Annotated in this window: 25 protein-coding genes; 8 read left to right on the forward strand and 17 right to left on the reverse strand. The window is 37.9% G+C overall.

What is annotated here, in order from left to right; all coding sequences use genetic code 11:
• Positions 1-4 precede the first annotated feature (4 nt).
• Complete coding sequence (locus tag IEX29_RS03590) at positions 5-460, reverse strand: 8-oxo-dGTP diphosphatase (protein WP_188733153.1); 456 nt, start codon at positions 458-460, stop codon at positions 5-7.
• A 152-nt stretch (positions 461-612) separates the two neighbouring features.
• On the opposite strand from IEX29_RS03590, the gene IEX29_RS03595 reads away from it, so the two are divergent.
• From IEX29_RS03595 to IEX29_RS03605, 3 genes are all read left to right on the forward strand, one after another.
• Positions 613-1,248, forward strand: a complete 636-nt coding sequence (locus IEX29_RS03595; protein ID WP_188733154.1) for a pentapeptide repeat-containing protein — start codon at positions 613-615, stop codon at positions 1,246-1,248.
• A gap of 222 nt (positions 1,249-1,470) precedes the next feature.
• Positions 1,471-2,226 (forward strand): hypothetical protein, encoded by a 756-nt coding sequence (locus IEX29_RS03600; RefSeq protein ID WP_188733155.1) that lies wholly within the window; start codon positions 1,471-1,473, stop codon positions 2,224-2,226.
• Positions 2,227-2,298: 72 nt separating this feature from the next.
• Entirely contained in the window at positions 2,299-3,231 is a 933-nt protein-coding gene (locus IEX29_RS03605) for an aldo/keto reductase (RefSeq protein ID WP_188733156.1), read from the forward strand.
• A 91-nt stretch (positions 3,232-3,322) separates the two neighbouring features.
• On the opposite strand, the gene IEX29_RS03610 is transcribed toward IEX29_RS03605, so the two are convergent.
• The 5 genes from IEX29_RS03610 to IEX29_RS03630 form a co-directional block, all read right to left on the reverse strand.
• Positions 3,323-4,504, reverse strand: a complete 1,182-nt coding sequence (locus IEX29_RS03610) for an aminotransferase (protein WP_188733157.1) — start codon at positions 4,502-4,504, stop codon at positions 3,323-3,325.
• Positions 4,501-4,995 (reverse strand): Lrp/AsnC family transcriptional regulator, encoded by a 495-nt coding sequence (locus IEX29_RS03615; RefSeq protein WP_188733158.1) that lies wholly within the window; start codon positions 4,993-4,995, stop codon positions 4,501-4,503. Before IEX29_RS03615 ends, IEX29_RS03610 begins: the two co-directional genes overlap by 4 nt.
• Before the next feature lie 199 nt (positions 4,996-5,194).
• A complete protein-coding gene (locus tag IEX29_RS03620) occupies positions 5,195-5,617 on the reverse strand; it encodes a disulfide oxidoreductase (RefSeq protein ID WP_188733159.1) in 423 nt (140 codons plus the stop codon).
• Position 5,618: 1 nt separating this feature from the next.
• Entirely contained in the window at positions 5,619-6,287 is a 669-nt protein-coding gene (locus IEX29_RS03625; protein ID WP_188733160.1) for a DsbA family protein, read from the reverse strand.
• 265 nt (positions 6,288-6,552) lie between these two features.
• Positions 6,553-7,185, reverse strand: a complete 633-nt coding sequence (locus IEX29_RS03630) for a LysE family transporter (protein WP_188733161.1) — start codon at positions 7,183-7,185, stop codon at positions 6,553-6,555.
• Between the two features lie 336 nt (positions 7,186-7,521).
• Here IEX29_RS03630 and IEX29_RS03635 point away from each other — a divergent pair, with 336 nt between their 5' ends.
• The gene (locus tag IEX29_RS03635) at positions 7,522-7,956 is read left to right on the forward strand and encodes a YndM family protein (RefSeq protein WP_188733162.1); all 435 of its coding nucleotides are present in this window, start codon (positions 7,522-7,524) and stop codon (positions 7,954-7,956) included.
• 114 nt (positions 7,957-8,070) lie between these two features.
• The gene (locus IEX29_RS03640) at positions 8,071-8,637 is read left to right on the forward strand and encodes a spore coat protein (protein ID WP_188733163.1); all 567 of its coding nucleotides are present in this window, start codon (positions 8,071-8,073) and stop codon (positions 8,635-8,637) included.
• A 340-nt stretch (positions 8,638-8,977) separates the two neighbouring features.
• Here IEX29_RS03640 and IEX29_RS03645 read toward each other — a convergent pair whose 3' ends face one another.
• The 9 genes from IEX29_RS03645 to IEX29_RS03685 all read right to left on the reverse strand — a co-directional run bounded on the left by IEX29_RS03645 (position 8,978) and on the right by IEX29_RS03685 (position 18,634).
• The gene (locus tag IEX29_RS03645) at positions 8,978-9,166 is read right to left on the reverse strand and encodes a hypothetical protein (RefSeq protein WP_188733164.1); all 189 of its coding nucleotides are present in this window, start codon (positions 9,164-9,166) and stop codon (positions 8,978-8,980) included.
• A gap of 28 nt (positions 9,167-9,194) precedes the next feature.
• Positions 9,195-10,844 carry a gamma-glutamyltransferase family protein gene (locus IEX29_RS03650; RefSeq protein WP_229720076.1) on the reverse strand — a complete coding sequence of 550 codons (1,650 nt, stop codon included), beginning with the start codon at positions 10,842-10,844 and terminating at the stop codon, positions 9,195-9,197.
• Positions 10,834-11,997, reverse strand: a complete 1,164-nt coding sequence (locus IEX29_RS03655) for a CapA family protein (RefSeq protein ID WP_188733165.1) — start codon at positions 11,995-11,997, stop codon at positions 10,834-10,836. The genes IEX29_RS03650 and IEX29_RS03655 overlap by 11 nt, the downstream gene beginning before the upstream one ends.
• Positions 11,998-12,008: 11 nt before the next feature.
• On the reverse strand, positions 12,009-12,458 hold the full coding sequence (gene pgsC / locus IEX29_RS03660) for a poly-gamma-glutamate biosynthesis protein PgsC (protein ID WP_188733166.1): 450 nt from the start codon (positions 12,456-12,458) through the stop codon (positions 12,009-12,011).
• Between the two features lies 1 nt (position 12,459).
• On the reverse strand, positions 12,460-13,638 hold the full coding sequence (pgsB, locus tag IEX29_RS03665; RefSeq protein WP_188733167.1) for a poly-gamma-glutamate synthase PgsB: 1,179 nt from the start codon (positions 13,636-13,638) through the stop codon (positions 12,460-12,462).
• A gap of 623 nt (positions 13,639-14,261) precedes the next feature.
• Positions 14,262-14,810, reverse strand: coding sequence for a GNAT family N-acetyltransferase (locus tag IEX29_RS03670; protein ID WP_188733168.1), 549 nt, complete (start codon positions 14,808-14,810; stop codon positions 14,262-14,264).
• A 4-nt stretch (positions 14,811-14,814) separates the two neighbouring features.
• Complete coding sequence (locus IEX29_RS03675) at positions 14,815-15,504, reverse strand: TetR family transcriptional regulator (protein ID WP_229720077.1); 690 nt, start codon at positions 15,502-15,504, stop codon at positions 14,815-14,817.
• A gap of 82 nt (positions 15,505-15,586) precedes the next feature.
• Positions 15,587-17,194 carry an amidohydrolase gene (locus tag IEX29_RS03680; protein WP_188733170.1) on the reverse strand — a complete coding sequence of 536 codons (1,608 nt, stop codon included), beginning with the start codon at positions 17,192-17,194 and terminating at the stop codon, positions 15,587-15,589.
• Positions 17,195-18,634, reverse strand: coding sequence for a sodium:solute symporter family protein (locus tag IEX29_RS03685; RefSeq protein WP_188733171.1), 1,440 nt, complete (start codon positions 18,632-18,634; stop codon positions 17,195-17,197).
• A 299-nt stretch (positions 18,635-18,933) separates the two neighbouring features.
• Between IEX29_RS03685 and IEX29_RS03690 the strand changes: the two genes are divergently transcribed.
• Together IEX29_RS03690 and IEX29_RS03695 are read left to right on the forward strand one after the other, a co-directional pair.
• Positions 18,934-19,671 (forward strand): nucleoside phosphorylase, encoded by a 738-nt coding sequence (locus IEX29_RS03690; RefSeq protein WP_188733172.1) that lies wholly within the window; start codon positions 18,934-18,936, stop codon positions 19,669-19,671.
• Positions 19,672-19,709: 38 nt separating this feature from the next.
• Entirely contained in the window at positions 19,710-20,957 is a 1,248-nt protein-coding gene (locus IEX29_RS03695; RefSeq protein ID WP_188733173.1) for an MFS transporter, read from the forward strand.
• A 102-nt stretch (positions 20,958-21,059) separates the two neighbouring features.
• Here the strand turns inward: IEX29_RS03695 and IEX29_RS03700 are convergent, their stop codons facing one another.
• Positions 21,060-21,725: a YoaK family protein gene (locus IEX29_RS03700; protein WP_188733174.1), complete on the reverse strand. Its 666-nt coding sequence runs from the start codon at positions 21,723-21,725 to the stop codon at positions 21,060-21,062.
• Positions 21,726-22,084: 359 nt separating this feature from the next.
• Positions 22,085-22,942, reverse strand: a complete 858-nt coding sequence (locus IEX29_RS03705; protein WP_188733175.1) for an MBL fold metallo-hydrolase — start codon at positions 22,940-22,942, stop codon at positions 22,085-22,087.
• A gap of 248 nt (positions 22,943-23,190) precedes the next feature.
• Here IEX29_RS03705 and IEX29_RS03710 point away from each other — a divergent pair, with 248 nt between their 5' ends.
• Complete coding sequence (locus IEX29_RS03710; RefSeq protein ID WP_188733176.1) at positions 23,191-23,571, forward strand: YdeH family membrane protein; 381 nt, start codon at positions 23,191-23,193, stop codon at positions 23,569-23,571.
• The last annotated feature ends 97 nt before the right edge of the window (positions 23,572-23,668 follow it).

Below are 23,668 nucleotides of genomic sequence, written 5' to 3' on the forward strand. Positions count from 1 at the left end.
ATAATTATAATAATATTACATTTGCTTCTTCTCCGCTTTGTTCATAATAAAACTCTGAAATTTTTTCATCAATAAATACTCTATACATTTCTAGAAAATCATTCGCCAACGTATATTCAGGTAATTCATCCTTTTCAATCCAGAATACCTCTCCTTCATCAGAGCTTTTTAACTCTCCGGAAAAGGCTGCTGTTTTATAAAACAATACAACATATCTTTCATCTTGAATCGTTTGAAATTGCTTCGTTCCGCACAGGACAGGATTTTCGATATGTAAGCCCGTCTCTTCCTCTACTTCTCTTACAACTGAATCGTGAAAGGACTCTCTTTTTTCAATATGTCCTCCTGGAAAAGTAATACCCGGCCAGTTTGGATTTTGTCTATCTTGAACTAAAATTTGCCCCTTCTCATTCACAATCATGCACATATTAGTGAAAATTGCTGCCTCAGATCTTCCCATTTGAATCCCCTTCCCCTTTTTTCATCAATTATTTTAATTAATATCTAGTATACCATTGTACAAATATCGTTAAAACGATATTATGTTATGATTGAAATAAATTAAATATCCGAATTATAATCAAATAGAATCAATAGAAAGAAGGCATAAAAATGAAAATAGATATTCCCAAAATCTCTCCCGTATTAACAGAGAAAAGATTTACCGATATTTTTTATGATGAGGATCCCTTACTGGAAATGTGTGAAATTACCGGAGCTGATTTTACTAACGAGGTTGTCGAACGTGTACGGATTTACGATGCAGTCATAAAAAATTGTCAATTCAATCAGACGGACTTTGGCAATATAGAACTGACTGATGTGCGCTTTGAAAATTGTGATCTATCTAATGTGAATCTGACAAAATCCTCTATCCACCGCGTAGAATTTATTCATTGTAAGCTGGTCGGCTGTGAATTCCCTGAATCCTCCATCGGCAATGTAAGATTCGACGATTCTACCTTAAATCTGGCTACTTTCGGAAATGCAAAGCTGGAAAAGGTCATATTTAATGAAGCTGTCTTAACGAATGTTGACTTTTATAATTGCAAATTCAAAAAAATAGAGTTTAACCGCTGTGAGCTTAATGATGCTAACTTTGAAGAGACTTCTCTGAAAGGAATAGATATCAGCTCCTCCAGCTTTGAAGCATTGACTGTTTCCCTGGAAAGCTTAAAAGGCTGCAAGGTGTCTTCCTATCAGGCAATTCAGTTTGCTTCTTTAATTGGATTGGTAGTAAAAGACTGATAGCTCCCGCCGTTAAAGCAGCAGGACTGCCTTCTTTAGAAAATCTGCAAGCAAAAGAAAAGTCTTTCCTGAGAAAATCGGGAAGAGGCTTTTTTACTGCAGATATTTGCTGTAAAAGATTGTACTATGTTAAAATGAAAAACACATTGTGAATTAATGAGCATAAATTCAAAAATAAAATGTATAATAAGATAGTCTATTCGATTCAGAGGTGAAATTATCATGAAAAAAGTGCTGAAGCTTTTATTATTTTTGGTTGGAGCGTTCTTATTTTTAACTTCTTTACCATTAAGTACAAAAATAATAATGGAGCTTATACATAATCAAAAAATGGATGCAGCGTATGAAATTACAAATGTGAGTACAGGAAGCCCGCCTACTGAATCTACATTTCATTTTAAAGATCATATAATAGAGACAGAAGAAACTGCAAAAATAGAGAATAGTCATAGAGATCCCCAGAGCAGGAAAATGAGCATCGCAGATTTATCTTTGAAAATCGACGGGGAAGAGCTGGACAAGCTGAAAGATTATCCAGTCAGAATGGAAGACGTCGGATTAAACCGGTACTATGGAGAAATTGCCTATTTAACCCTGGAGGATAAAAGCAATGATAAAACACAGTTCATTATACTTTTAAAGAAAACAAGAGAAGTTGAAAAAGAAACACCAGACGGAGATATAGCTGGAAGTGTCCCGGATAAGAAATTACAGTACACCGCACATATATTAGATGAAAATGGAAGTATAGATAAGACCTCCTTCAGCTTTTCTGAACGTGATGCTTTACAGACAGAGCTGCTTATCGCCAGCTCTTTGGCTCCTTATCCAATTGGATATTATACAGATGCCTTGGAGAGTATTCCTACAATATTATTCCTCTTCCTATTTCCTTTCGTAACTCTAGCTGCGGGATTTATATTATTGATTCTCTCCCTTCTTATCCGGAAGGGAGAGAATCAAAATAGGAAAGCTTGATTTAAATGTTTATTTACCTAATTTTGTGGTATATTTTAAATGTAGTAATTTTATCGGAAAAGGGGTTTTAAAATGGTACAGCACGTAAAATTAGGTAAATCTGATATTTCGGTAAACCCAATCGGTTTAGGCACCAATGCTGTAGGCGGTCATAATATCTATCCTGATATGCTTGATGAGGAGCAGGGAAAAGATGTTGTCCGCACAGCACTAAATAATGGTATCAATATGCTGGATACTGCTTTTATTTACGGTCCTGAGCGTTCTGAAGAATTAATTGGCGAGGTTCTTAAAGAATATAACCGCGAGGAAGCTGTTTTAGCAACTAAAGCAGCACAGAAATTTGTCGGCAGTGATGTAGTAATTGACAATTCACCTGCTTTTTTAAAACAATCTGTGGATGATGCACTAAAGCGTCTCCAGACAGATTATATTGATTTGTTTTATATCCATAACCCGGATGAGAATACTCCAAAGGCAGAAGCAGTCGGGGCTTTAAAAGAATTAAAAGATCAAGGAAAAATCCGCTCCATCGGCGTTTCTAACTTCTCACCCGAACAATTGAAAGAAGCAAATCAAGATGGCTATGTAGATGTGTTTCAAGGAGAATATAATTTATTAAAAAGAGATGCAGAGAAAGACTATTTCCCTTATACAGCCGGAAATCAAATTACTTTTATTCCTTACTTCCCGCTGGAATCAGGATTATTAGCAGGTAAATATGATAAAAATTCCACTTTCTCAGACTTAAGAGCAAAAAATCCTAATTTCCAGGGTCAGCAGTTTGCAGATAATCTTGAAAAAGTAGATCAGATAAGAAAAATAGCTGATAAATATGGCGAAGAGGTTGCTCATATTGTTTTGGCCTGGTATTTCACGAAAGACTCTGTTGATGTAATTATTCCAGGGGCAAAACGTCCGGATCAGGTATTAAGCAACCAGAAAGCAGCAGAAATTTCACTATCTGAAGAAGACGTTCAAAAAATTAGCGATATCTTCGCTTAGTTTTAATAAAAGCCTGGTGATTGATTTCTATTTAAATCAATCACCAGGCTTTTTACTATATTAAGATTCTTTTCTGCAAACCTGTTAATTATTACAGGTATTTACTTACAAAACGATTCATGCGCTTTGTTGCTTCCTGCAGGTTTTCCATCGAAGTCGCATAGGAGCAACGGATATGCCCCTCTCCCCCTGCGCCAAAGATATCCCCTGGTACAACAGCAACATGCTCTTCATATAATAATTTTTCTGCAAATTCTTCCGATGTTAATCCTGTAGCTTTAATAGATGGAAATGCATAAAATGCACCGCCGGGCATATGACATGCTAAGCCCATCTCAGCAAAGGACTCTACAAAAAATCCGCGTCGCTGCTTGTAGGATTGTGTCATTCTTTCCACATCCTCCATCCCGCTCTTCAACGCTTCCAGTGCTCCATACTGTGCCATTGTTGGTGCACACATTAAGCTGTACTGATGAAGCTTAAGCATTGCAGCCAATAAATCTGGCGGAGCCATCACAAAGCCTAAACGCCAGCCTGTCATTGCAAAAGCTTTTGAAAATCCGGAAATTAAAATAGTTCTCTCCTTCATTCCATCGAGAGCGGCAAAGCTGACATGCTGATTATCGTAGCTTAACTCAGCATAAATCTCATCAGAAAATACGATTAAATCATGTTCTTCAGCAAGAACTGCTATCTCCTGCAAATCCTCTCTCAGCATAACAGCACCAGTCGGATTATTTGGGAAACTAATCATTAGTGCCTTTGTTTTCTCTGTAATCGCAGCCCGAATCTGTTCTGCTGATACTTTGAAGTCATCCTCTATCCTTGTTCCCACTGAAACCGGCACACCGCCAGCCATTGATACCAGCGGAGAATAGGATACAAATCCAGGTTCTACAATGATCACTTCATCACCCGGGTCCAAAATGGCACGGCAGCCAATATCAATCGCTTCACTTGCCCCAACTGTTACCAGCACCTCTGTTTCAGGATCATAATCCACATCAAAACGCTCATACATATATTTTGAAATTTCCTGTCTTAATTCCAGTACACCCGCATTTGCTGAATAAGCAGTAAACCCTCTTTCCATGGATGAAATACTGGCCTCACGAATGTTCCATGGTGTAATAAAATCAGGTTCTCCGACACCTAAGGAAATAATATTATCCATGGAAGAAGCCAGATCGAAAAATCTCCGGATTCCAGATGGCTGAATATCCTGTATACGTGATGATAAGCGGCTTTTTGTTTTTACGTTTAATTGACTCATGGTGTCACCACTATTCTGCGATCTTCTTCGCCCTCTTCAAAAACGATTCCATCATGCTTATATTTCTTCAATTGAAAATGTGTTGTTGTTGAAATCACCGAATCTATCGATGAAAGTTTTTCAGATACAAAACGGGCAATCTCCTGCATTGTTTTTCCTTCAATCACTACTTGAAGATCATAAGCCCCGGACATTAGATACAAAGCCTGTACCTCAGAGAAACGATAAATTCTCTCTGCTACTTCATCAAAACCGACACCGCGCTTCGGTGTTACCTTTACATCAATCATTGCTGTTACCCGTTCAGTCTGAGGTACCTTGCTCCAGTCAACGACTGCTGAATAATTTAAGATAACCTTCATCTTCTCCAATTTTTTTAATATCGCTTTAATTTCCTCTTCATTTATACTTGTCATTTTTGCTAATGTATTTAAATCAATTCGTGCATCCTCTTCTATAATTCTTAATATTTCTAATTCCTTTTCTGTCATTACCTTTGACTCCTTTGCCATTTCTGTCCAGTATCTAATCCCGAATTTGGATTATATCCCATCATAACATATTCGATAAAATAAATTAATTTCTGTCTGCAAATATTTCAAATTTTTCGTTTTAATATATCAAATATTTCTATTTTTAGAAGATAATAACGAAAACCGCCGATAAACATATCATATCGGCGGCTCTTTCTTATTTCTTATTTGATTTCATAAGTAACATAAAGATAATAATCAGCGTAAAAGCAGTGAATGCTAAAAATGGTATTGTAATAAAGCCTAGCCAATTAATATACTCCGCATTACACGGTACACCACCCACGCATGGTTTTAATGGTGCAAACCCCGGTACTTTTTGCTCGAGATAATGATACAGTGAAATACACCAGCCAATAATGGCAATTGGAAGTACATACTTTTTAATAGTAAATTCCTGTTTAAATGTTGCTACTCCAAGAATGAGAGCCAATGGATACATAGCAATACGTTGGTACCAGCATAATTCACAGGGTATAAAACCCTTTATTTCACTAAAATAAAGACTTCCCAATGTTGCAACCAGAGAAACGACCCAGGCAAAATACATATAAAGCTGTCTCATATCCAATTTTTCCATATTAATTACCTAACTCAGCATCAATAGCTGCTTTGATAGCCTCATAATCAAACGTATCATCATCCTCTATCATGATATTGTTAACCATAATAGTCGGAGTTGATTCGACTTCAAAAGCTTTTCTCAAGTCATCATCTTTTATGAGCTCGTCCATAAGCGTATTACTTTCAGTATCTTCCATTAATGCCTCCATATCAATACCATCGATGCCGTCGGCAATTTCTTCTATCTTATCTGGCGTTATCCATAATTCCTGCTGATTTTCTGGTTGATCATCAAAAAGTGCATGATGAAAATCCCAATATACTTCAGAATCCTGTGCATGAACCGTTTCGGCAGCCAAAGAAGCTAATGTTGATTCTTCTCCGTGAAATAATACATTGACGAACGAAAATTGCATGTCTCCATTATCTATATAATCCTGCTCCAATTGTGGAAAAATACCTTCATCCCATGCTTTACAGCCTGGGCATTTATAATCTCCGAATTCCACTACTGTTACAGGAGCATCTGGATCACCATATACAGGCTGCCCTTCTATTGATGGAGCTTCATCAAATTCCCTGCCATAAGATTCTGTGTCCCTATTCACCAGCACGACTAGTAATACGACAAGTACAACAACAATTAAAGTTATTGCCACAATTATTTTTAATGGCGATTTTTTCATATAAACACCTCTCCTATCTCTATGTAAAATATAACATAAAAATACATTTTTGCTCAGATGAAGTTTACGAAAAGTAACTTCGTAACCTAAAATTAAATACAGTTCCAATATACATTATTTTTTCAATAAATACACATATTTGATTGTCACTTTTATGACAATATCAAAACATATAGGTTTTGTCTAACATATAGGACTTGCAGATAACCAGTATTGATTCATACACAAGAACAATTATCACTTCTATTTCTTTCCCTTTAAAAAATTACATGATATCCATGATTACCGTATAAAATTCATAAACAAAATAGCCGGAAAAACCAATTAAAACAGCACCTGCAATAATCGAAAATCCCTTAATCATGCTCCGGTTCATTACTTTTCTTGTTGTAGCTACAATTGCTAATAGTCCAAGATCATGCAGTAAAATTCCAGTTAAAATTCCTGCAGCAATAAGTAAAAAATTGGAGGGCTCGGATGGGTTATATGTATTACTTAGCACAGCTCCAAAAACGCTCAGCCAAAACACAATATTTCCTGGTGAAATGGCGACAAAAAACCCATTACGGTAAGAGGAGCGGATAGATTTATCAGACTTCTCTCCAGCCAGTGTAATACCGCTATCCGCATTTTTAATCGATTCATAGCCAATCAGAAACAAGAATACTGCGCCGATCAGCCACATCGGGATTTGAATAAAAGGCAGCTGTAAAATAGATGCTAAGCCGAAATAAAGTGCAGCAATTAAAACAAGGTCAATTGTCATCCCTCCAAGCCCTACAGCCCAGCCATGCATAAAGCCATTTTTCAGCCCCTGTTTTGTCATTTCTACTGTAATAGCTCCTACAGGCATTGCAATAGCAAGTCCTCCCATCACATATGTAAAAAATAGCACCATTACTTGTAAGCTCCCCTCCAAAAAATTTTTTTAATCATTAAAGAACAAAAGATCCCACTTCAAATTTTGCAAGAAATGAAATGGCGGAGTTTTTATCTTACTATAAACTGGAACAAGCGTATACTTATTCAAAGTATTTTCCGTCATTTAACCAACTACTGTTATTCTCATTTATTTTTTCGTAGATAGCCGGTATCCCTAATACATCATTCATTTAAATAGATACTCCATCTCTACCTAAGCTTTGGAGTATTGTCAAATAAGCAGCTACGAATAAATTCCAATTTCAAAGTGCAAAATACAGCTGTAAGCAAAAAATACAAGGATGATGATTTGATGAGATTCATTTTAGCATTCCTAATTAAATTAGTTATGACGACAGTAATATTAGGGATAACATTAGGTATGATTTTTAATATTTCTTTTAGTAACTTAGTTATTACCAGCTTAGTTTTAACTGTAGTTGCCTTTGCAGGAGATATGCTGATACTGCCCCGAATAGGCAACATAGCAGCTGCAGTAGGCGACTTTGCACTTGCTTATATTCTTATCTGGGGGATAGGCTCAATTTTATATGACAGCTTGCTTTCCGTTGATGCTGCTGCATTAATATCTGCCTTCCTGATTACAATAAGCGAGCTTTTTTATCACAGATATTTACGTAATTTTGTTTTTGATAATGTAGATAGAGACCAAAACCATCTTCATCATGATAACCTGCAAACAGAAGCCGGGGAAGAATTTTACGATAAAAATGATAAGAACGAATAAAGAAGGTTGGTACTGATTCATTTTTCACGCATGATTTTTCTGCACATGGATAAGGTGTATAAATTCACTCTCTCTGCAAACCATAAGAAAAATACGATTAAAGGAGAATTTTATATGAAATTAGCTTCACATGAATTACATGAGTTAAGTGAATTGATCGCAGGATGCTATAATACAATATCCTGCATGGCCAGCTTTATAAACCAGGCTCAAGATCCTGAACTGAAGGGGTTATTACAAAAGCATTTCCCATTACATGTCCAAGATTATAATTTAAAAGTAGAGTTTGTTCAAAGTCAAACAACACCTGATATTACAAAATTTCAACCGGCTAAAATAAATCCTGTGCTGGGATCTTATACGCAGGCTCCTGTTTCTGAGTTTCCATCTGCGACACCCCGGACAGAAGTACAACAGCATACTGACCGTGAAATTGCTACAGCTTATCTTATGAATCAGAAAAGTTCTGCCAAAAACTACGGTAATGCTTCTGTAGAGTGCGCCAACCCTGATTTAAGAACATTTTTGGAGCACGCTTTTTTAAATAGTAATCATCATGCCTATGATATTTGGCAGTATATGACTAAAAAAGGGTATTACCCGTTAATGGCTGCACCAGATCAAGCAATACAGACTGTAGCATCTATCTATCAGCCAGTAGAGCAGCCGTCTCAAATTTAAAAAATAAGAAAAAGCAGGAGCAGAAAATAAAATTTTTTCTGCTCCTGCTCAGCTTATAGAAAAAGTAAAGTATTTTCTCTACAAGCTTTTTATATTGCAATTCCTCTTGAAAAATTACTGTGTTTTTAAATTAAGTTAGATGATTCCAGTTGATGGAAGAATGACGAGGAACTGAGTCTGTCAGCTTTAAACCTACGAATCAGCGGCAGCATAAAAATAGGCTGTCAAGGGTGTCTCGACAGCCTAAGCCTCTTTTTCTACCATTTTATTTTCCAATCTGGAATTTTATTTGAATCCGTATCTATCCTCTCGTAACCATGTCCGCAACGCTGCTCTCAGATTATTCTTCCTCCTGGGCACTGGCAGATTCTGAATCTGCTGCCGCGTCATTTTCAGCTGCTTCCACATAGCTTCGGATTTGATACCGTTCTGAATCCGATAAATCATCCAATTGTTTGTAATTGGTCATGAATGTTAATGCGAGAACAAGCAGTAAAATTGGCGTAATTCCTGATAATATTTTTTTCATTTTACCTTCCTCCTGTTCTTTTATATACTCAATTATTTGTATCGGCTTGCCAAACACCGTTTCTTCGGGAATCTGCAGCTCCATAAATGGAATTGGACTCCTCGTCAATAACAAGTGATTGTATTCCTCCATAAAAGTCAATGTCCGTTTGATTGTAGATTTCATATCCACGTGCTCTCAATCCAGATTGGACATCCTTATCCAACTCTGTTTCTGTGAAAATATCATTACCTTCAATATAAAATCTATCATCCTCAACTGCATCTTCAAATGGTTCATCAAACATCAAATATTTAACGAGCACTTGTGTCATCACCATGGGAATTCTCTTACCACCTGGTGAGCCAATCCCGATCATCTTTTCACCATTTGTCAAAATAGTCGGGCTCGTGAAGCTTCTTGGTGTTTTTCCCGGCTCAATACTATTTAATGAATCATCCTTTGTACTGAAGTTCTCCATTTGGTTATTCATAAAAAACCCGGCTACATTATCCCCAGAGCCAAAGAAATTTCCTAATGTATGTGTCGCTGACACCATTGTACCATCTTGATCGATAATGACAAAATGTGTCGTATTATCGTGATCTTCCTCGTCTGATACCGAATCATTCACTTCATAATCCTCCGATAGTTCATCAAGTGATATAGTATCTGCCATCTGTTGTGTATAATCAGCAGAAGTCAGTTCGTCTGTTGGCAATGTGTCTGTAAATGATGTATCACCCACATTTTGGACACGATCATCATAGGATCGTTTGGAAATTTCTCCGATCAGATGAATATAATCTCTTTGATTATCTTCTGTCGAAGCGACATTTAATTGTTCAGCCATTTGCAGCGACTGAATTAATGTCACTCCTGCTAATGGCGGCGGTGCAGAATAAACATCATAGCCGGCAAAGCTGCCGTGAGCCGCCTCATCTGTTGCTGCCGCATAACTGCTTAAATCCTCCGCTTTTAGAGTTTCCTCATGTTCTAATATTTGATCCGCAATCGGCCCATCATAAAAAGCATCTGCTCCATCTTCCTGGATTAAACGTAATGTTTCTGCTAATTCAGGCTGTACCAATCTATCATTCACTTCCAGTATTTCACCGTTTGGGAAAAATTCATCTAAGTCTGCAACATCCATCCGGTAAGATCCTTTACCAAGCCGATCTACCAAATGTTTATCCACTTCAAATCCTTCCTCCGCATAATCGATAGCCGGCTGAATCAAGTCTTGCATGTCCATAGAACCTAAATCGTTATTAAGCTCTTCCATTCCTCTTACCAAACCGGGAATAGCAAAGGTTTCCGGTCTCGCACCTGACTCTGGTGCAGTTTCACGATACTCATAGACAGTCGGTTCATCCGCGTTATGAGGATAGATCAACATCTCCCCACCTCCGCCGATGCCTGAACCATAAGGCTCTACAGTGCCAAGTACGTAGGCAACCACTACGGCGGCATCTGCAGCATTACCGCCTTCCTCCAGCACTTTCATCCCAGCTTCTACTGCCAATGGATGCGAAGCACTGACCCCATAGCCTTCCGATGAATTCATTGTTTCTGATTGTTCGACACCATAATCGGTATTTGTCACTTCCTCCTCAAACATTCCTTGCTGTGCGTAAACAAATACCAGTCCTGCTACGACAACAATCGTCAATATCGTCATAAGCTTTTTATTGCTCACTATCAGAACCCCTTCCCTCTAAAGCGTCAGAATGATCTACTTCCAAGATCAGCTTCCCATCTTCTTTTTTAAAATTCTCTTCCGGCTGGTTTCTCATTAATTGCAAATGAATTTTCATTTGATTGTATTTGTTTTCTGTTACATAAGGCTGGGCCCCGTTTATACGTAATGGAGTAATTTCAAACCTGCCTGTCCCATCACTTAATAAATCATATTGAACAATAGCGCTATCCTTGGTCCGAGACCACCCCTGATCAAAAACAAAGTTGCCGAGTCCGTAAAAGATTACGCCATCCTTATATTTTTCTACCTCTTGCAGTACATGGGTGTGATGTCCAATAATAGCATCTGCACCCACATCAATCATCGCCCTTGCTAACTCTGTTTGTCTCGGGTGCGGCTGATTATCATATTCAACACCCCAATGCATATTCACAAAAACAAGATCTGCATTTTGATTTGCTTCCTCAATCATCGGAAAAATATTATCTGGTAGCGCGCGGGCAACACCTGGACGATAACCGAGAGCTGAAAAGCCCTCAACAAGGGCATCTGTATATCCCAGTGTTGCAATCGTTAAGCCATTTACTTCCTGATAATCAATTGCAGTTGCTTCTTCCAGGTTTTCCCCTGCACCAACATAGTTTAAACCTGCATTATCCAATGCTGATGTCGTATCATTCAGTCCTTCTGGTCCAAAATCCATCATGTGATTATTGGCTAAATTAAGCATTGTAAAATTCAGCTCTTTTAAAGCATTGGCTGCCTTCTCATCCGTATGTAGATGAATCTGCTTGTCTATTTGTTCATAATTATCTTCATCTTGCAGTAAAATTGGATTTTCAAAATTACCGGACACGTAATCAGCGTTATCAAAGAAAGGTTTTACTTTCTCAAAGGGATATGCTGCTCCATATTTTTCTGTCACATCTTCCACATGGCGGCCAAACATGATGTCCCCAACGAAAGTAGCCGTGAACTCTGAATCAGCCCTTTCTTCCACCTCTGCTACATCGGGTGAAAAGAAGATTTGATGCCCAATGATGAAGATAACAATGGCAGCTAAACCGACAGCCACATGTTTACCCGCAGCATTTTTTTGCCGTTTCCCCATTCGTAATATTTTTTCTTGGTATGTTAATTTTTTAGACATATTAACCCTTCCTATATGATGTAATAGACGCTTAAAATAACAAACGTGAGTGCACCTAATAGAAGCGAACTTCCGATTGTAATAAGGGCCCCTTGTTTTTGAATCGTATTCGCAATCAGACCAGGTACAATAACTCCGATTCCTCTAAATTCCAATATCTCAAATGGGAGCATTGGATAAGCGTAATCCAGGAGGAGCTTCAACACGATCCCCACCGATAGCATTGCCGCAAATTTTCTTCGTCCGTAAAGCAGCATAATGCGGGAAAGCCCGTATGTCACAATAACATAGGTTAAAAGACTAATACCGAAAATTACGGCAATAAATATAGGCTGGTCAAAAACAAGTGCTAAATATCCCGGCACAACCAGTCCAGCCGGAACAATACCTGTTTTCTCTGAAAAAAGTAAGCTTATAATCACTCCTAGCACGAGTGCAATATATAAATCTGAACCAAACATTCTATGATCCTCCTATTTCTGTGTGGGCTAGCAGTTTTTCAACTAAAGGTTCTGCCGCACCATGAACGTTCCCAATTCCATAGATGATATTATTAGATGCTAATTCGAATAATGTTTCATAGATTTCGTCAGTTGTTTTTCCTTGAAGATCAATGATTTGATTGACTCTAAGTTTCCCTGATTTCACCGCATTCTTAATTGGTTCTGCTTTTTCCCCAATCAATACAAGCTTATCCATCGGGATATGTGGTAAAACATCATCTGAAAATTGGATGGTCCGGTCCACGCGATCTGCCCGGCAGTTCATTACAACAATTGGAGATTTTGTTGAGTAACCTTGAGACACTACATTTTTCCAAATATTGATGGTGGAAGACGGATCATTAGCCGCGAATCCATTGACAAAATATGTCGATCTACTCCCCTGCTTCAAATACTTAATCCGCATTGCCCCCGGATCTGGCTGTGCCTTAAGCATTCCGCGAAATGCCGTTTCTTCATCAATATCTAATGCTTCAGCAACCGCCAATGCCAGCGAAGCATTTTCCGGAAAGATCATATAATCAAATTTGCGTATGTATGCCCCGGGAATTTTACTATTATCAGCAATAATCACTTTCGTGTTTCGTTTTGCCGCTTTTTGTTTAAAATAATCTACATAAGGGCCTTCCGAAATAATTAAATGGCCATTATGCGGAATTGTGGCTGTAAAGGCCTCGGCAACCTCATCCAGAGTAGGCCCCATCACATCCATATGGTCTTCCAGCACATTAACAATCACACCAATGTTCGCCTGGAGCAGTTTTTCTTGAAATACAATTTGATAATCCGGGTTAACTGCCATACACTCACTGACTAAGGCATCGGCCCCCAGCTCTGCCGCTTTCTTCACAACCATTTTCTGTTCACCGATATTCGGTCCCTCAGGGCGTCGCTTGATAGGTTCTTCCTCCGATGTATTCCAATAAATCATCCTTGCTGAAGTACCAGTTGTTTTACCAATGGTTTTATACCCTGCCTCATTGATAATACCTGTAATTAAACGTGTTACGGTTGATTTCCCGCGGATTCCATTCACATTGACCCTAATCGGCAGAGCATTCACGTGCTTTTTATGGGAATTCCATTCCATGATACCGATCATCAGCGCAATAACGAGTACAATTGGAATTAATAACATAACTTATCCTTCCTTTACCATTCTTCAAATCATTTAAACTATAAATTTCTCCTCTTACAATTCCATCCGTTGAAGTATTTCGACACATTTTGACAATGCCTAAGACATTTTAACAAAAAATATATGTTTTGCTATAAAAATACCTTTTTTTATTCTATTTGTAATATCTGAGACTAAACTGACTCTCTAATGTAATGTCGTAATGTTGTAGAATTAATACACTTACCGTGTGTATATTGCTTAAGTTAAGGAATGCATATGGGTTGAATACTTGCTTGAGACTTGAGGCCTTATCCTAATTTAATCAATATATTCCATTACTGGATTTCATTTCATTGAGGCAAAATTGTAAAATTTATTAGCCTATTTGTGACCATTGCACTTGAAACTATATGCTTTGGCGTTTTCCAAAATTTTTATATCGCTTTATTAATGCTTCATTAAACTCGCAATACGCCTCTAGTACCCTACTTCCCATAAATGTCTTTTCCCAAACTTCACTTTCTGATTGAAAAATTTACCACCCATAGAGCAGCAGCCTCAAGCATAAATGCAAGGAATTCAAGCATATAAAAAAACAGGAGCAAAAATTTTATATTTGCTCCTGTTTTTTATCTATTATTCTATTCCGCTTCTTTTTTCCAAAAATACTCTTCTTGTAAAATTCCCATATGAATAATATCATGCCATCTGCCATCCCGAAATAGTGTCTGTCTGCTTTTCCCTTCCAATTCGAAGCCTAGTTTTTTATATAAATGAATGGCCCGGTCATTAAACGAGAATACCCGCAGTGAGATTCTATGAAGATTCAGTTCTTGAAAAGCATAATCCAGTAAAAGTGTTAATCCTTCTCCTCCAAATCCTTTTCCCCAATATTCTTTCTCACCAATATCAATAATGCATTCTGCGTTCCGATTTTTATAATCCATATTGATTAAGGAAACAATACCGATGGATGCTTCACTTTTCTTATCAACCATCATATACCCCTTTGAAGTATCCGACCTTAAAATAGCATATTCCACAAAATCTTCTGTCGCCTTCAGCGGGTAAACATCTAAAGAAGGACTTGTCGAATGCATTACTTCCACATCATTTCTCCATTTGTGATAAAGCTCTATATCGTCTTTTGTTATCTTCCTTAACTTAACTCTTGCAGATTCAAATAACATACAATCACTCCTTCGCTGCCGGATGAGGGCAAATGATATTTTCTAAAGAAAAGAGCAAGATGGCCAATTGTTCTTTTACTTTCGTCTGCTCATGCCCAAGCTGAAAAGTATCCAGCATCAGGCCATTTATAAAAGAGATAATATATTTGGCAATCGAACCAGCAGGCTGCTGCAGCTGAAATTCTTTATCATACTCTCCCTGGTTCAGCACAGCTTCTATCGATTTTGCCATTTCATTATAACGCTGTGATAGATAAGGAAAATCCTCTGCATGCTTAGCGTAACGGGAGGACAGAAAGAATTCCGCTTTTGCCTGAAGTAATGACGCATGAATATTTTCAATAATCTCTTGCTGCATTCCAAGCCAATGCTTTAACTGTGGCCAGAGCAGTTCATGATCAGATGCTTTAAAGAACTGCATATCCCTTTGGTCATCTTCCTTTAAAACTTCCATAAACACATGGTCAAGATTATCAAAATAACTGTACATTGCTCCCCTTGATATACCTGCTTCATTCATAATATCCTGCATAGATGTCTGCACATAGCCATTTCGGATAAATACCTTTTTCGCCGCCTGAATCAGTTCCTTCTTTTTTTCTTCCTTATAGACTTCACTTACCTTGGGCATAAAATCACCTCGACTAAAATAAAAACTATACATGGTTGTCGCTTTTATTATAACGACAATCATGTATAGTTTTCAAGCTTTATCTTTATTTTTGAATTTGTCAGGGCTCCTCCCGACATCTATCCTCTGCTGATCTATATAACCTCTATCTTTGATAGACAATTTCACCACCGACAATAGTCATCTCCACCAAGTCATCTGATAACTGAACAGATGTATCAAGCGGATTTTGATTTAATACTGCAAAATCTGCAAATTTACCTTCATCAATGCTGCCTTCATCCTGATCTGTACCATTTAATTTCGCAGCATCTACAGTCATCTTTCTATAAGCTTCGATTCGTGTCAGCTTTTGGTGCTCACCAAGTATTTCTCCCTGCCTTGTCTTACGTTCCACGGCAATCCGGATAGAATCAAGCGGCGAGATATCTGTAACAGGACAATCAGAATGGATAGTGAATGTCATCCCTGTATCTTCAGCCCACCGGACAGGGTCCAGATTTTGTACTCTGTCTGGTCCTAAAAAGTATTTGTTATGGATATCTCCAAAGTAGTAAATATGATTTGTAAAGAATGATCCGCCAATATGATGCTTCGTCATTTCTTCAATATCTTCCTTATTCACTGTTTGCAGATGCTCGATTCTATTCATTATATCCGTTGTTTTGGTCTGAGCTGTTACTTTATAAGCCTCTATCACCGTCCGTGCAGCCTTGTCTCCATTTGCGTGAGTAATCAATGGATAGCCAAGCTGCTGGAAATGGTTGAAAAGTTCTTCCAGCTCTTCTTTTTCAATTTGTAAATCATCCGATGGCTCCCCGTCAAAGTAATCTCCACGGATAGCTGCTGTATGCAGCTGAATAGAGCCATCACTGAAAAATTTAGCACCGGCCAAGGTACTGTACCCGTTACTGAGTGATTCAAATTTCTCTTTCAGCTCATCTGCATTCATATATTGAAGCTTCGGTTCATTGAGAAGCAGCTGATACGTAATTGCCCATCTTGTCCGGATACGTTGAGGTGTCTCCAAAAATTTCAGTACTGCTTCATAATCATCCATCCCGGAGAAAATACCGACTCCCATCTCTGTTGTATTGGTTATTCCTCTCGCCTGATACCCCTTAACTCCTGCTTCGATATCTGCTGCCAGCACATCTGCTTCCACTTTTGGAAGTACTGCTTTAACTTTATCCAGCGCCGGAAATTCAAACAATACTCCGTTAACCAGACCATTTTCATCACGTTCATATCGTCCGCCCTTGGGATCCGGATCATTTAAACCGACTCCCATTATTTCCAGTGCTTTTGTATTTACTGCACCCATATGTGCCGAACTCTGCTGAATATAAATAGGAATTTCTTTTGAAATTTGATCTAAGTCAAAGCGGTTTGGATGACGCCCTTCAGCAAGTTCAAACTCATTATAGCCATAACCCCGCAGCCATCCATCGACGGTGACATTTTCCTGCTGTTCTTTAAATTTCTCAATAATATCGCTGATACTCTTCACATTTTCAGGAGAGCAGTTCAGCTGCTTGCGAAAACTGCTGTACATCACCAAATGGCTGTGCGTATCAATAAAACCCGGCGAAAGCCATTTACCTTTTAAATCCAGTGCGCTATCATCCTCTATGATTTTGTTCTGCTCTGTTATCTTTTCAATCCGGCCCTCTGAAAGCTCGACAGTAGCCAGATACACTTTGTCCTTCAATAAATCCAGTACATTTGCATTGATTATTTTATTTACAATCATTTATTCCAGCTCCTTTGCAAGTGTTTTTTCATCTTCAAGCTTATGGCGCATTGCCGTCTTCACTACTTCAGATTTATCATGAGATGTGAGCAGGCTGGCTATTACCAGCAGGACAAAAGAAAATGTATATCCTGCAAGTGCCTGATCAAATGGCATACCTGTATACGGATAAATCAATATAAATATCAATGAACCAATCATACTGATGAACACACCTTTTTTCGTCACGCGCTTCCAGAACATAATTGCTAAGAATGGAAAGACGAGGATGACACCATTCACCATTAAAGCCCAGCGGTAAGCATCGTTGATATTCGTTATAAATACTGCTGCACCTGTGCCTAAAATAGTTACAATTGCCACGGATATCCGCGAAACAAGCAGCAATTTCGCATTCGTCGCTTTTGGATTTATCAGCCTTTGATAGAAATCACGGGTTAGGTTGCTTGCTCCCTGCAGATTAAATGAAGTCGCACCAGTCATCAATGCTGCAAGCAGCGCAACAAAAATAATTCCAGCTACAGGTGCAGGAAGAAGCTCGTTCGTTACATAAGAAAACACCAAATCCTGCTCCATATTCAAATCTACAAATTGTCTTGCAGAAACTCCGATTAAAAATGGAAAAAATGAAATCGCAGCAACAATTAAATGGCCAGTAATTCCTGCAGTCAATGCGGTTCTTTCATCCTTGGCTGCAAAAATACGCTGCCATGTCGACTGCCAGACAAGATAGAATGGTCCGACTGATAATGCATACAGCAGAGTGTCAGATAAACCATCAGGACTGATCGGGCTTAAATATTCAAAAGAAGTGTTGCTGAATAAATATCCTAATCCACCTACGTGAGTAACAATCGTGACAGCCAACACGATCAAACCTAAAATAATAATCAAGGCTTGAACTGCATCTGTAATAATAGTGGCAGGCAGTCCCCCCGGAATGGAAAATAGAAGAATTAAAATCGTACTTACAATTAAGCCTGTGTTTAATTCCCAGCCAAGCGTGATATTAAAAACAGTTGACATCCCTACCAGTTGAAGTCCTAATGTAGGAACAGAATATACGATAGCAGAGGTAATAGACGGAACAATTCCGGAGCGTCCGCCAAACCTGGCTGTAAATAAGTCTGCCAGAGTAAACAGCTTTTGGCGTCTTAACGGTTTTGCAAACAGGAAAACCAGTATTAAGCTGAACGCATAAGCCACGAGCGCAAATTTAAAATATCCCGAAAAGCCGACAGTAAATCCTAGTCCTACCCAGCCTATAAATACTGCTGCCCCTGCGTTCGTGCTAATAATGGTCCCGGTAATTTTCCAAAACCCGGTGCTCCATGAGCCAATCATGTAATCTTCATACGTCTTAATCTTGTAGTAGTAATACCATGCAACCGCTATCATGATTCCGAAATATAGTGTGAAATATGTAATATACCAATACATTTTTTGCCTCCCCCATTTTTAAAATAAGTTCATTATATCCTATCATGTTTCATTTTTAAATTATTCTCTATTTTTTCTGAAAACATTAGTCCGATAGAAACCCCTATCAATGCTGCACAATATGTAATCTAGTAATTTTAATGCCTTATTTTACAATAAAATCCATCACTATTTCAGAGATAAAAATATATCAGATAAACATTTGCAAAACTTCTTGTATTTTTTATTCAGAGTAATATAATTTATTTCATATGTAAAAATTAATAACATCATCCGCTTCTTAAGGAGAGAGAATAAACATGGACAATATTCATTTAAATGAAGTCAATGCAGCTGATTTAGGCGAGGTTACGCTTTTAGTAGGCGATCCGGCAAGAGTGGAATTAATCTCCAGTGATTGGGAGCAGACTAAATTAATTTCAAAAAATCGTGAATTTATTTTAGTCAGCGGTATTTGGAAAGGTAAAAGAGTTTCCATATGCTCCACAGGAATTGGAATTGGTTCAACAGAAATTGCAATTATGGAGTTAATCCGCAGCGGCGCAAAAAAATTTGTGCGCTTAGGAGGATGCGGCGCATGGAATGACATGCTGTCCCCTGGAGATTTACTCCTGAATCATGCAATGGTCAGAGATCCCGGCATGCTCCATCAATATGTCAGCGATGTCTATCCTGCTGCAGCAGATCCAGCTTTATTAGCGTCCATTCAATCACAGGCAGAACGAAATGGATTAAATGTACATACGGGCGTTGGATTGACTACCCAAAGTTATTATCTCGGCCAATCACGTGAACACGGGATTAAAAATGGGCCACAGCCTGATCAAAGCTTTATGAACTACTGGAAGGAAAGACATATTCTCAATTGTGAAATGGAATCAGCTGTACTATTCATCTTAGCATCACTTTATCAAATACCAGCTGCAAATTGTCTTGTTGTTCATGTCAGCCGTATGAATGACTCGTGGGTTCCTGATGAAGATTACAAAGAGCTGCATAAGGAAGCCGCAAAAATCGTTTTAGATGCTTGTATCTGATGAAGCAGACTTTACTAGAAAAGGCGTGATAAAACACCATGGAAAATACAACAGAAAGCAATAAATATAAAAAGAAAATTTTAGCATCATCCATGCTTGGATTAGGTTTGGAAAGTATGGATATTATGTTCCTCTCATTTGTTTTAAGCTCCATCATTGCAGAATTCGGTATTTCTTCTGCAGCGGGCGGCTCCATTGTTTCTATTACGAACTTTGGAATGCTGGTCGGAGGCGTCGTATTCGGCGTCCTTGCCGATAAATATGGAAGAATCAGGATATTTACTTATACGATTTTTCTTTTCTCTGCGGCCACTGCTTTAATGGCCTTCGCAGATAATATTTACTTCATTTATATTTTAAGATTCTTAGCCGGAGTCGGCGGCGGTGGAGAATTTGGAATAGGTATGGCGCTGGTTGCAGAAGTATTTTCAAAGCAGAAGCGTGGCAGAATGACTTCGTGGGTAACCATTGGCGGACAGCTCGGTGCGATAGTCGCTGCTCTTTTAGCTGCTCTTATTATTCCATTGTTTGGTTGGAGAGCATTATTTATTACAGGTATCATTCCTGTACTTCTCATCTTTTACGTCAGAAGAAATTTAGGCGAAACCGAAGAATGGAAAAAAGCACAAACAGAAATCAAAAAAGGAAAAAAGAAAGACAGCTCCTTATCCAAGCTGTTCAATACACCTAAACGGGCTTATACTACGATTGCATTGACCATTATGTCCACTGTACAGGTAGCCGGATATTTCGGACTAATGAACTGGCTGCCATCTATTTTACAGGAACAGCTCGGATTAAGTGTTTCCGGGTCTTCCCTCTGGATGATCAGCACCATTATCGGAATGTGTCTGGGAATGCTTTTGTTTGGGCAGATATTAGACCGGTTCGGGGCAAAGACATCTTATGGTATTTTCCTTATTGCATCAGCCGCTTCTGTCTTTTTATATGTCTTTGCGCAGAGCGCTGTTACCATATTGATTGGCGGAGTAATTGTAGGCTTTTTCGCAAACGGAATGAATGCAGGCTACGGTGCTCTGATCAGCAGCTTTTATCCGACAGAAGTCCGTAGTACTGCAAATAATACTATTTTTAATACTGGACGGGCAATTGGCGGTTTATCCCCTATTGCAATTGGATTCTTCCTGGATAATTACAGTATAACAGCAGCAATGGCGTTCTTATCCACTTTGTATATGATTTCCCTGATAATTATTTTGACACTTCGAAATAATCCTCTGAAAGGGATGAAACACAGAGAAAAGAATGCATCAATAAAATCTTAATAAGCAGCAGGATCCTGATTCCATTCCTTCATAAATAGGAAATGAAATCAGGATCTTCTGCTTTCTGCCCCTTCCTTCATTGAAAAGTTATCGTTTCTCCTATTAATTCTCTCGTTTAAACAGCAGCCAAAGATAAAAACAGCCTGTAATAGCAAAAGCAAGCCACAAATTTATATGATCACCAAAAAGTAAAACAACTGCACCTGTTCCAACTCCCAGCATAAATACAGTAATTCCAATTAATAGAGTAAAAAAAGTATGTAAGGCTTCTTTATTTTTATTAAAGACAGCTAAATAAAGATTATTCATGAGATTTTTTGTATTACCAGTCATGATACCATTATTTATACTGGTTGATTTGATTTTACGGAATACTGTCAGCTCATATCCTGCCAGTGATCCTAATAGAAATCCGATAACAGAAGGCCCGATATTTTGTTGAATGACGGCGAGAATAAGCAGAAAAACCATCTGAAAAAGAAGATATAACCGATATTTTTTCCATCCGTATGTTTTAAAACGTTCCATAACTCCCTGTGCTATAAATGCTCCAAGAGCAAAGCCGATAAACGAAGATATATGGACCAAAGCCTCTGAAAAGTTTCCTTCAAACAGCTTGGCAGCTAAAACGACCATATTTCCAGTTTGTGCGCTGGCAAACAATCCATCCTGAGTCAGAAATGTATATGCATCAATGAATCCCATTAGAAAAGTGGAGAAAACAGTTAATATAGTTAGAATTTTATTTTGATTGATTTCATGCTGCACCTTTTATCACCCCCTCTTAGGTTATGGAACGGGTAGAATAATAGCTTTTCATTTTTTATATTCTCTGCAATTAATAAAAAGGAAAATTTCCTCCCGAATAATTTATACTATATTCTTCTAAATAGGAAATATACTTAGTTTAAGACTTCTTATTTCAGTTGTCCAACAAAGAAATAAAGAAAAAAAAGACTATTGCTGTTTTCTCACTTATTTTGGCAATCTTTAATTTATTTTCTGAGGGTGGTTTTTATTTGGATTATTTCAATATTCTTCGAGCTGTTCCAGGATACTTTTCCCCAAAAGAAATTGCTTTTCCAAAGAAAAGGTTCATTCTTTTTTCCTGAAAAAGCAATTATCTATTAATATTCTTTACGGTTCACATATTGTCCATAATCCGGCACAGCTGTCTGATCGAAAGTATTCACTAATTTCTCCAGACCTGCAGACATTTCTTCCTTATGCACCGGTTCTCCATGACCGGTTACTGCAATTGCAGGGTTTAAAGCTTTCAATATTTGAACAGATTTCTTTGCTGCTTCCCAATCTGTTGTAAAATATCTTGGCGGTCCATGTACTTCTCTATCCTGAATCATCACTTTATATAAGGAATCCTGTTTTACTGTAACAAATGCATCTCCAGCAATCAGGAAATGATCTTCGTCTCTATATAATGAAATATGACCCGGAGAATGTCCTGGTGTATGTATCCATCTCCAGTCGGGCATCCCCGGTATACTTCCGTCAGCCGGAAGCTCCAATATGCTGCTTCCCAAGTTAATTGGATCGTTAGGAAATATTGCAGAAGCTTTTGCAACCAATCCTCCTTCTACACCTGAATCAGGTTCAGGATAGCTCTTTTTTCCTGTCAGGAAAGGAAGTTCTAATCTATGAGCATAAACAGGTACCTCCCAATGCTTTACTAAATCAACAACTGCCCCCACATGATCAAAATGGCCATGTGTTAAAATAATTGCTTTTGGAAAATTGCCTTTACCAAAACGCTCTTCAGCTACAGCTATAATTTCATCTGATGATTTAGGCATTCCTGTATCTACTAATACAAAATCCTGCGCTTCCGGATTTCCTACAAAACAAATATTAACAATCTGGATCGTGTAACAATATATATTTGGCAATATTTCTAATCCTGCGCCGCTATTTACTGAAGTCGCCGGGATATATTTGTAATCATCTCCATAAGAAATATCTTTGTCCATTTTCTTATCTCCTCCTATATTAGGTAACATTTATTTTATAGATACTTTTCCATTCCATTGGAATTTTTATTCTTTAGGATGGGATGTTTCTAAAAAAGTCTGGATAAAAAAACTGTATGATACTTCAGGTTAGAACATTTTCGAATTCTCACATGCTTTTTTCCATTTTTTAACTAAAAATTATCTAAAATTGAAAATAGAATTTATAATAAAATATGTTATAGTAATACAGAGAAAGGGATGTTTTTATGTCTAAAAGATTTCTGATAATTTTTGTAACTTTACTGATTGCTATTGTTGCTATTTTATTTGCAGCCCGAAACCAGACTGGCCCCAATACTATTTCATATGCTGACCCAGCAGGCTTATTGATTGCGATAGGAATGGTAGTTGTGCTATTTCTGCCGCCATTACTTTTATCATTCTTTCCTCATTTTATGGTTAGAACAATTTCTGCTGTCTACCAGGCATTTATTGCGATTGCTTTTATAGGGCTCATCCCGGCAGCAATCTTTGCATCAGCTGGAATCGCAGTTACGATTGCAGCAATTGCAGGAACACTAACAAGCATTGCAAGTATTTTTGTAACTTTATTTGCAGGGAAAAGTAAGAATACATACGGTTTCTAAAAATGGATTAGATATTTGTCTTATCCATTTTTTTTTATAATAATATTGAAATATAGAATAAGTATTCCTTTATTAAGCACAGACTGCCATGATGTAG

The sequence above is a fragment of the Oceanobacillus neutriphilus genome (assembly GCF_014645515.1).
GTDB classification, from domain to species: domain Bacteria; phylum Bacillota; class Bacilli; order Bacillales; family Amphibacillaceae; genus Oceanobacillus; species Oceanobacillus neutriphilus.

What these genes read in the sequence shown, in the direction of transcription:
- IEX29_RS03645 (WP_188733164.1), bottom strand. Translation starts at nt 9,166, where the DNA reads ATGAAAAAAATATTATCAGGAATTACGCCAATTTTACTGCTTGTTCTC.
- IEX29_RS03680 (WP_188733170.1), bottom strand. Translation starts at nt 17,194, where the DNA reads ATGATTGTAAATAAAATAATCAATGCAAATGTACTGGATTTATTGAAG.
- IEX29_RS03595 (WP_188733154.1), top strand. Translation starts at nt 613, where the DNA reads ATGAAAATAGATATTCCCAAAATCTCTCCCGTATTAACAGAGAAAAGA.
- IEX29_RS03620 (WP_188733159.1), bottom strand. Translation starts at nt 5,617, where the DNA reads ATGGAAAAATTGGATATGAGACAGCTTTATATGTATTTTGCCTGGGTC.
- IEX29_RS03690 (WP_188733172.1), top strand. Translation starts at nt 18,934, where the DNA reads ATGGACAATATTCATTTAAATGAAGTCAATGCAGCTGATTTAGGCGAG.
- IEX29_RS03600 (WP_188733155.1), top strand. Translation starts at nt 1,471, where the DNA reads ATGAAAAAAGTGCTGAAGCTTTTATTATTTTTGGTTGGAGCGTTCTTA.
- IEX29_RS03685 (WP_188733171.1), bottom strand. Translation starts at nt 18,634, where the DNA reads ATGTATTGGTATATTACATATTTCACACTATATTTCGGAATCATGATA.
- IEX29_RS03675 (WP_229720077.1), bottom strand. Translation starts at nt 15,504, where the DNA reads ATGATTGTCGTTATAATAAAAGCGACAACCATGTATAGTTTTTATTTT.
- IEX29_RS03670 (WP_188733168.1), bottom strand. Translation starts at nt 14,810, where the DNA reads ATGTTATTTGAATCTGCAAGAGTTAAGTTAAGGAAGATAACAAAAGAC.
- pgsC (WP_188733166.1), bottom strand. Translation starts at nt 12,458, where the DNA reads ATGTTTGGTTCAGATTTATATATTGCACTCGTGCTAGGAGTGATTATA.
- IEX29_RS03610 (WP_188733157.1), bottom strand. Translation starts at nt 4,504, where the DNA reads ATGAGTCAATTAAACGTAAAAACAAAAAGCCGCTTATCATCACGTATA.
- pgsB (WP_188733167.1), bottom strand. Translation starts at nt 13,638, where the DNA reads ATGTTATTAATTCCAATTGTACTCGTTATTGCGCTGATGATCGGTATC.
- IEX29_RS03695 (WP_188733173.1), top strand. Translation starts at nt 19,710, where the DNA reads ATGGAAAATACAACAGAAAGCAATAAATATAAAAAGAAAATTTTAGCA.
- IEX29_RS03640 (WP_188733163.1), top strand. Translation starts at nt 8,071, where the DNA reads ATGAAATTAGCTTCACATGAATTACATGAGTTAAGTGAATTGATCGCA.
- IEX29_RS03605 (WP_188733156.1), top strand. Translation starts at nt 2,299, where the DNA reads ATGGTACAGCACGTAAAATTAGGTAAATCTGATATTTCGGTAAACCCA.
- IEX29_RS03630 (WP_188733161.1), bottom strand. Translation starts at nt 7,185, where the DNA reads ATGGTGCTATTTTTTACATATGTGATGGGAGGACTTGCTATTGCAATG.
- IEX29_RS03625 (WP_188733160.1), bottom strand. Translation starts at nt 6,287, where the DNA reads ATGAAAAAATCGCCATTAAAAATAATTGTGGCAATAACTTTAATTGTT.
- IEX29_RS03710 (WP_188733176.1), top strand. Translation starts at nt 23,191, where the DNA reads ATGTCTAAAAGATTTCTGATAATTTTTGTAACTTTACTGATTGCTATT.
- IEX29_RS03615 (WP_188733158.1), bottom strand. Translation starts at nt 4,995, where the DNA reads ATGACAGAAAAGGAATTAGAAATATTAAGAATTATAGAAGAGGATGCA.
- IEX29_RS03705 (WP_188733175.1), bottom strand. Translation starts at nt 22,942, where the DNA reads ATGGACAAAGATATTTCTTATGGAGATGATTACAAATATATCCCGGCG.
- IEX29_RS03635 (WP_188733162.1), top strand. Translation starts at nt 7,522, where the DNA reads ATGAGATTCATTTTAGCATTCCTAATTAAATTAGTTATGACGACAGTA.
- IEX29_RS03590 (WP_188733153.1), bottom strand. Translation starts at nt 460, where the DNA reads ATGGGAAGATCTGAGGCAGCAATTTTCACTAATATGTGCATGATTGTG.
- IEX29_RS03655 (WP_188733165.1), bottom strand. Translation starts at nt 11,997, where the DNA reads ATGTCTAAAAAATTAACATACCAAGAAAAAATATTACGAATGGGGAAA.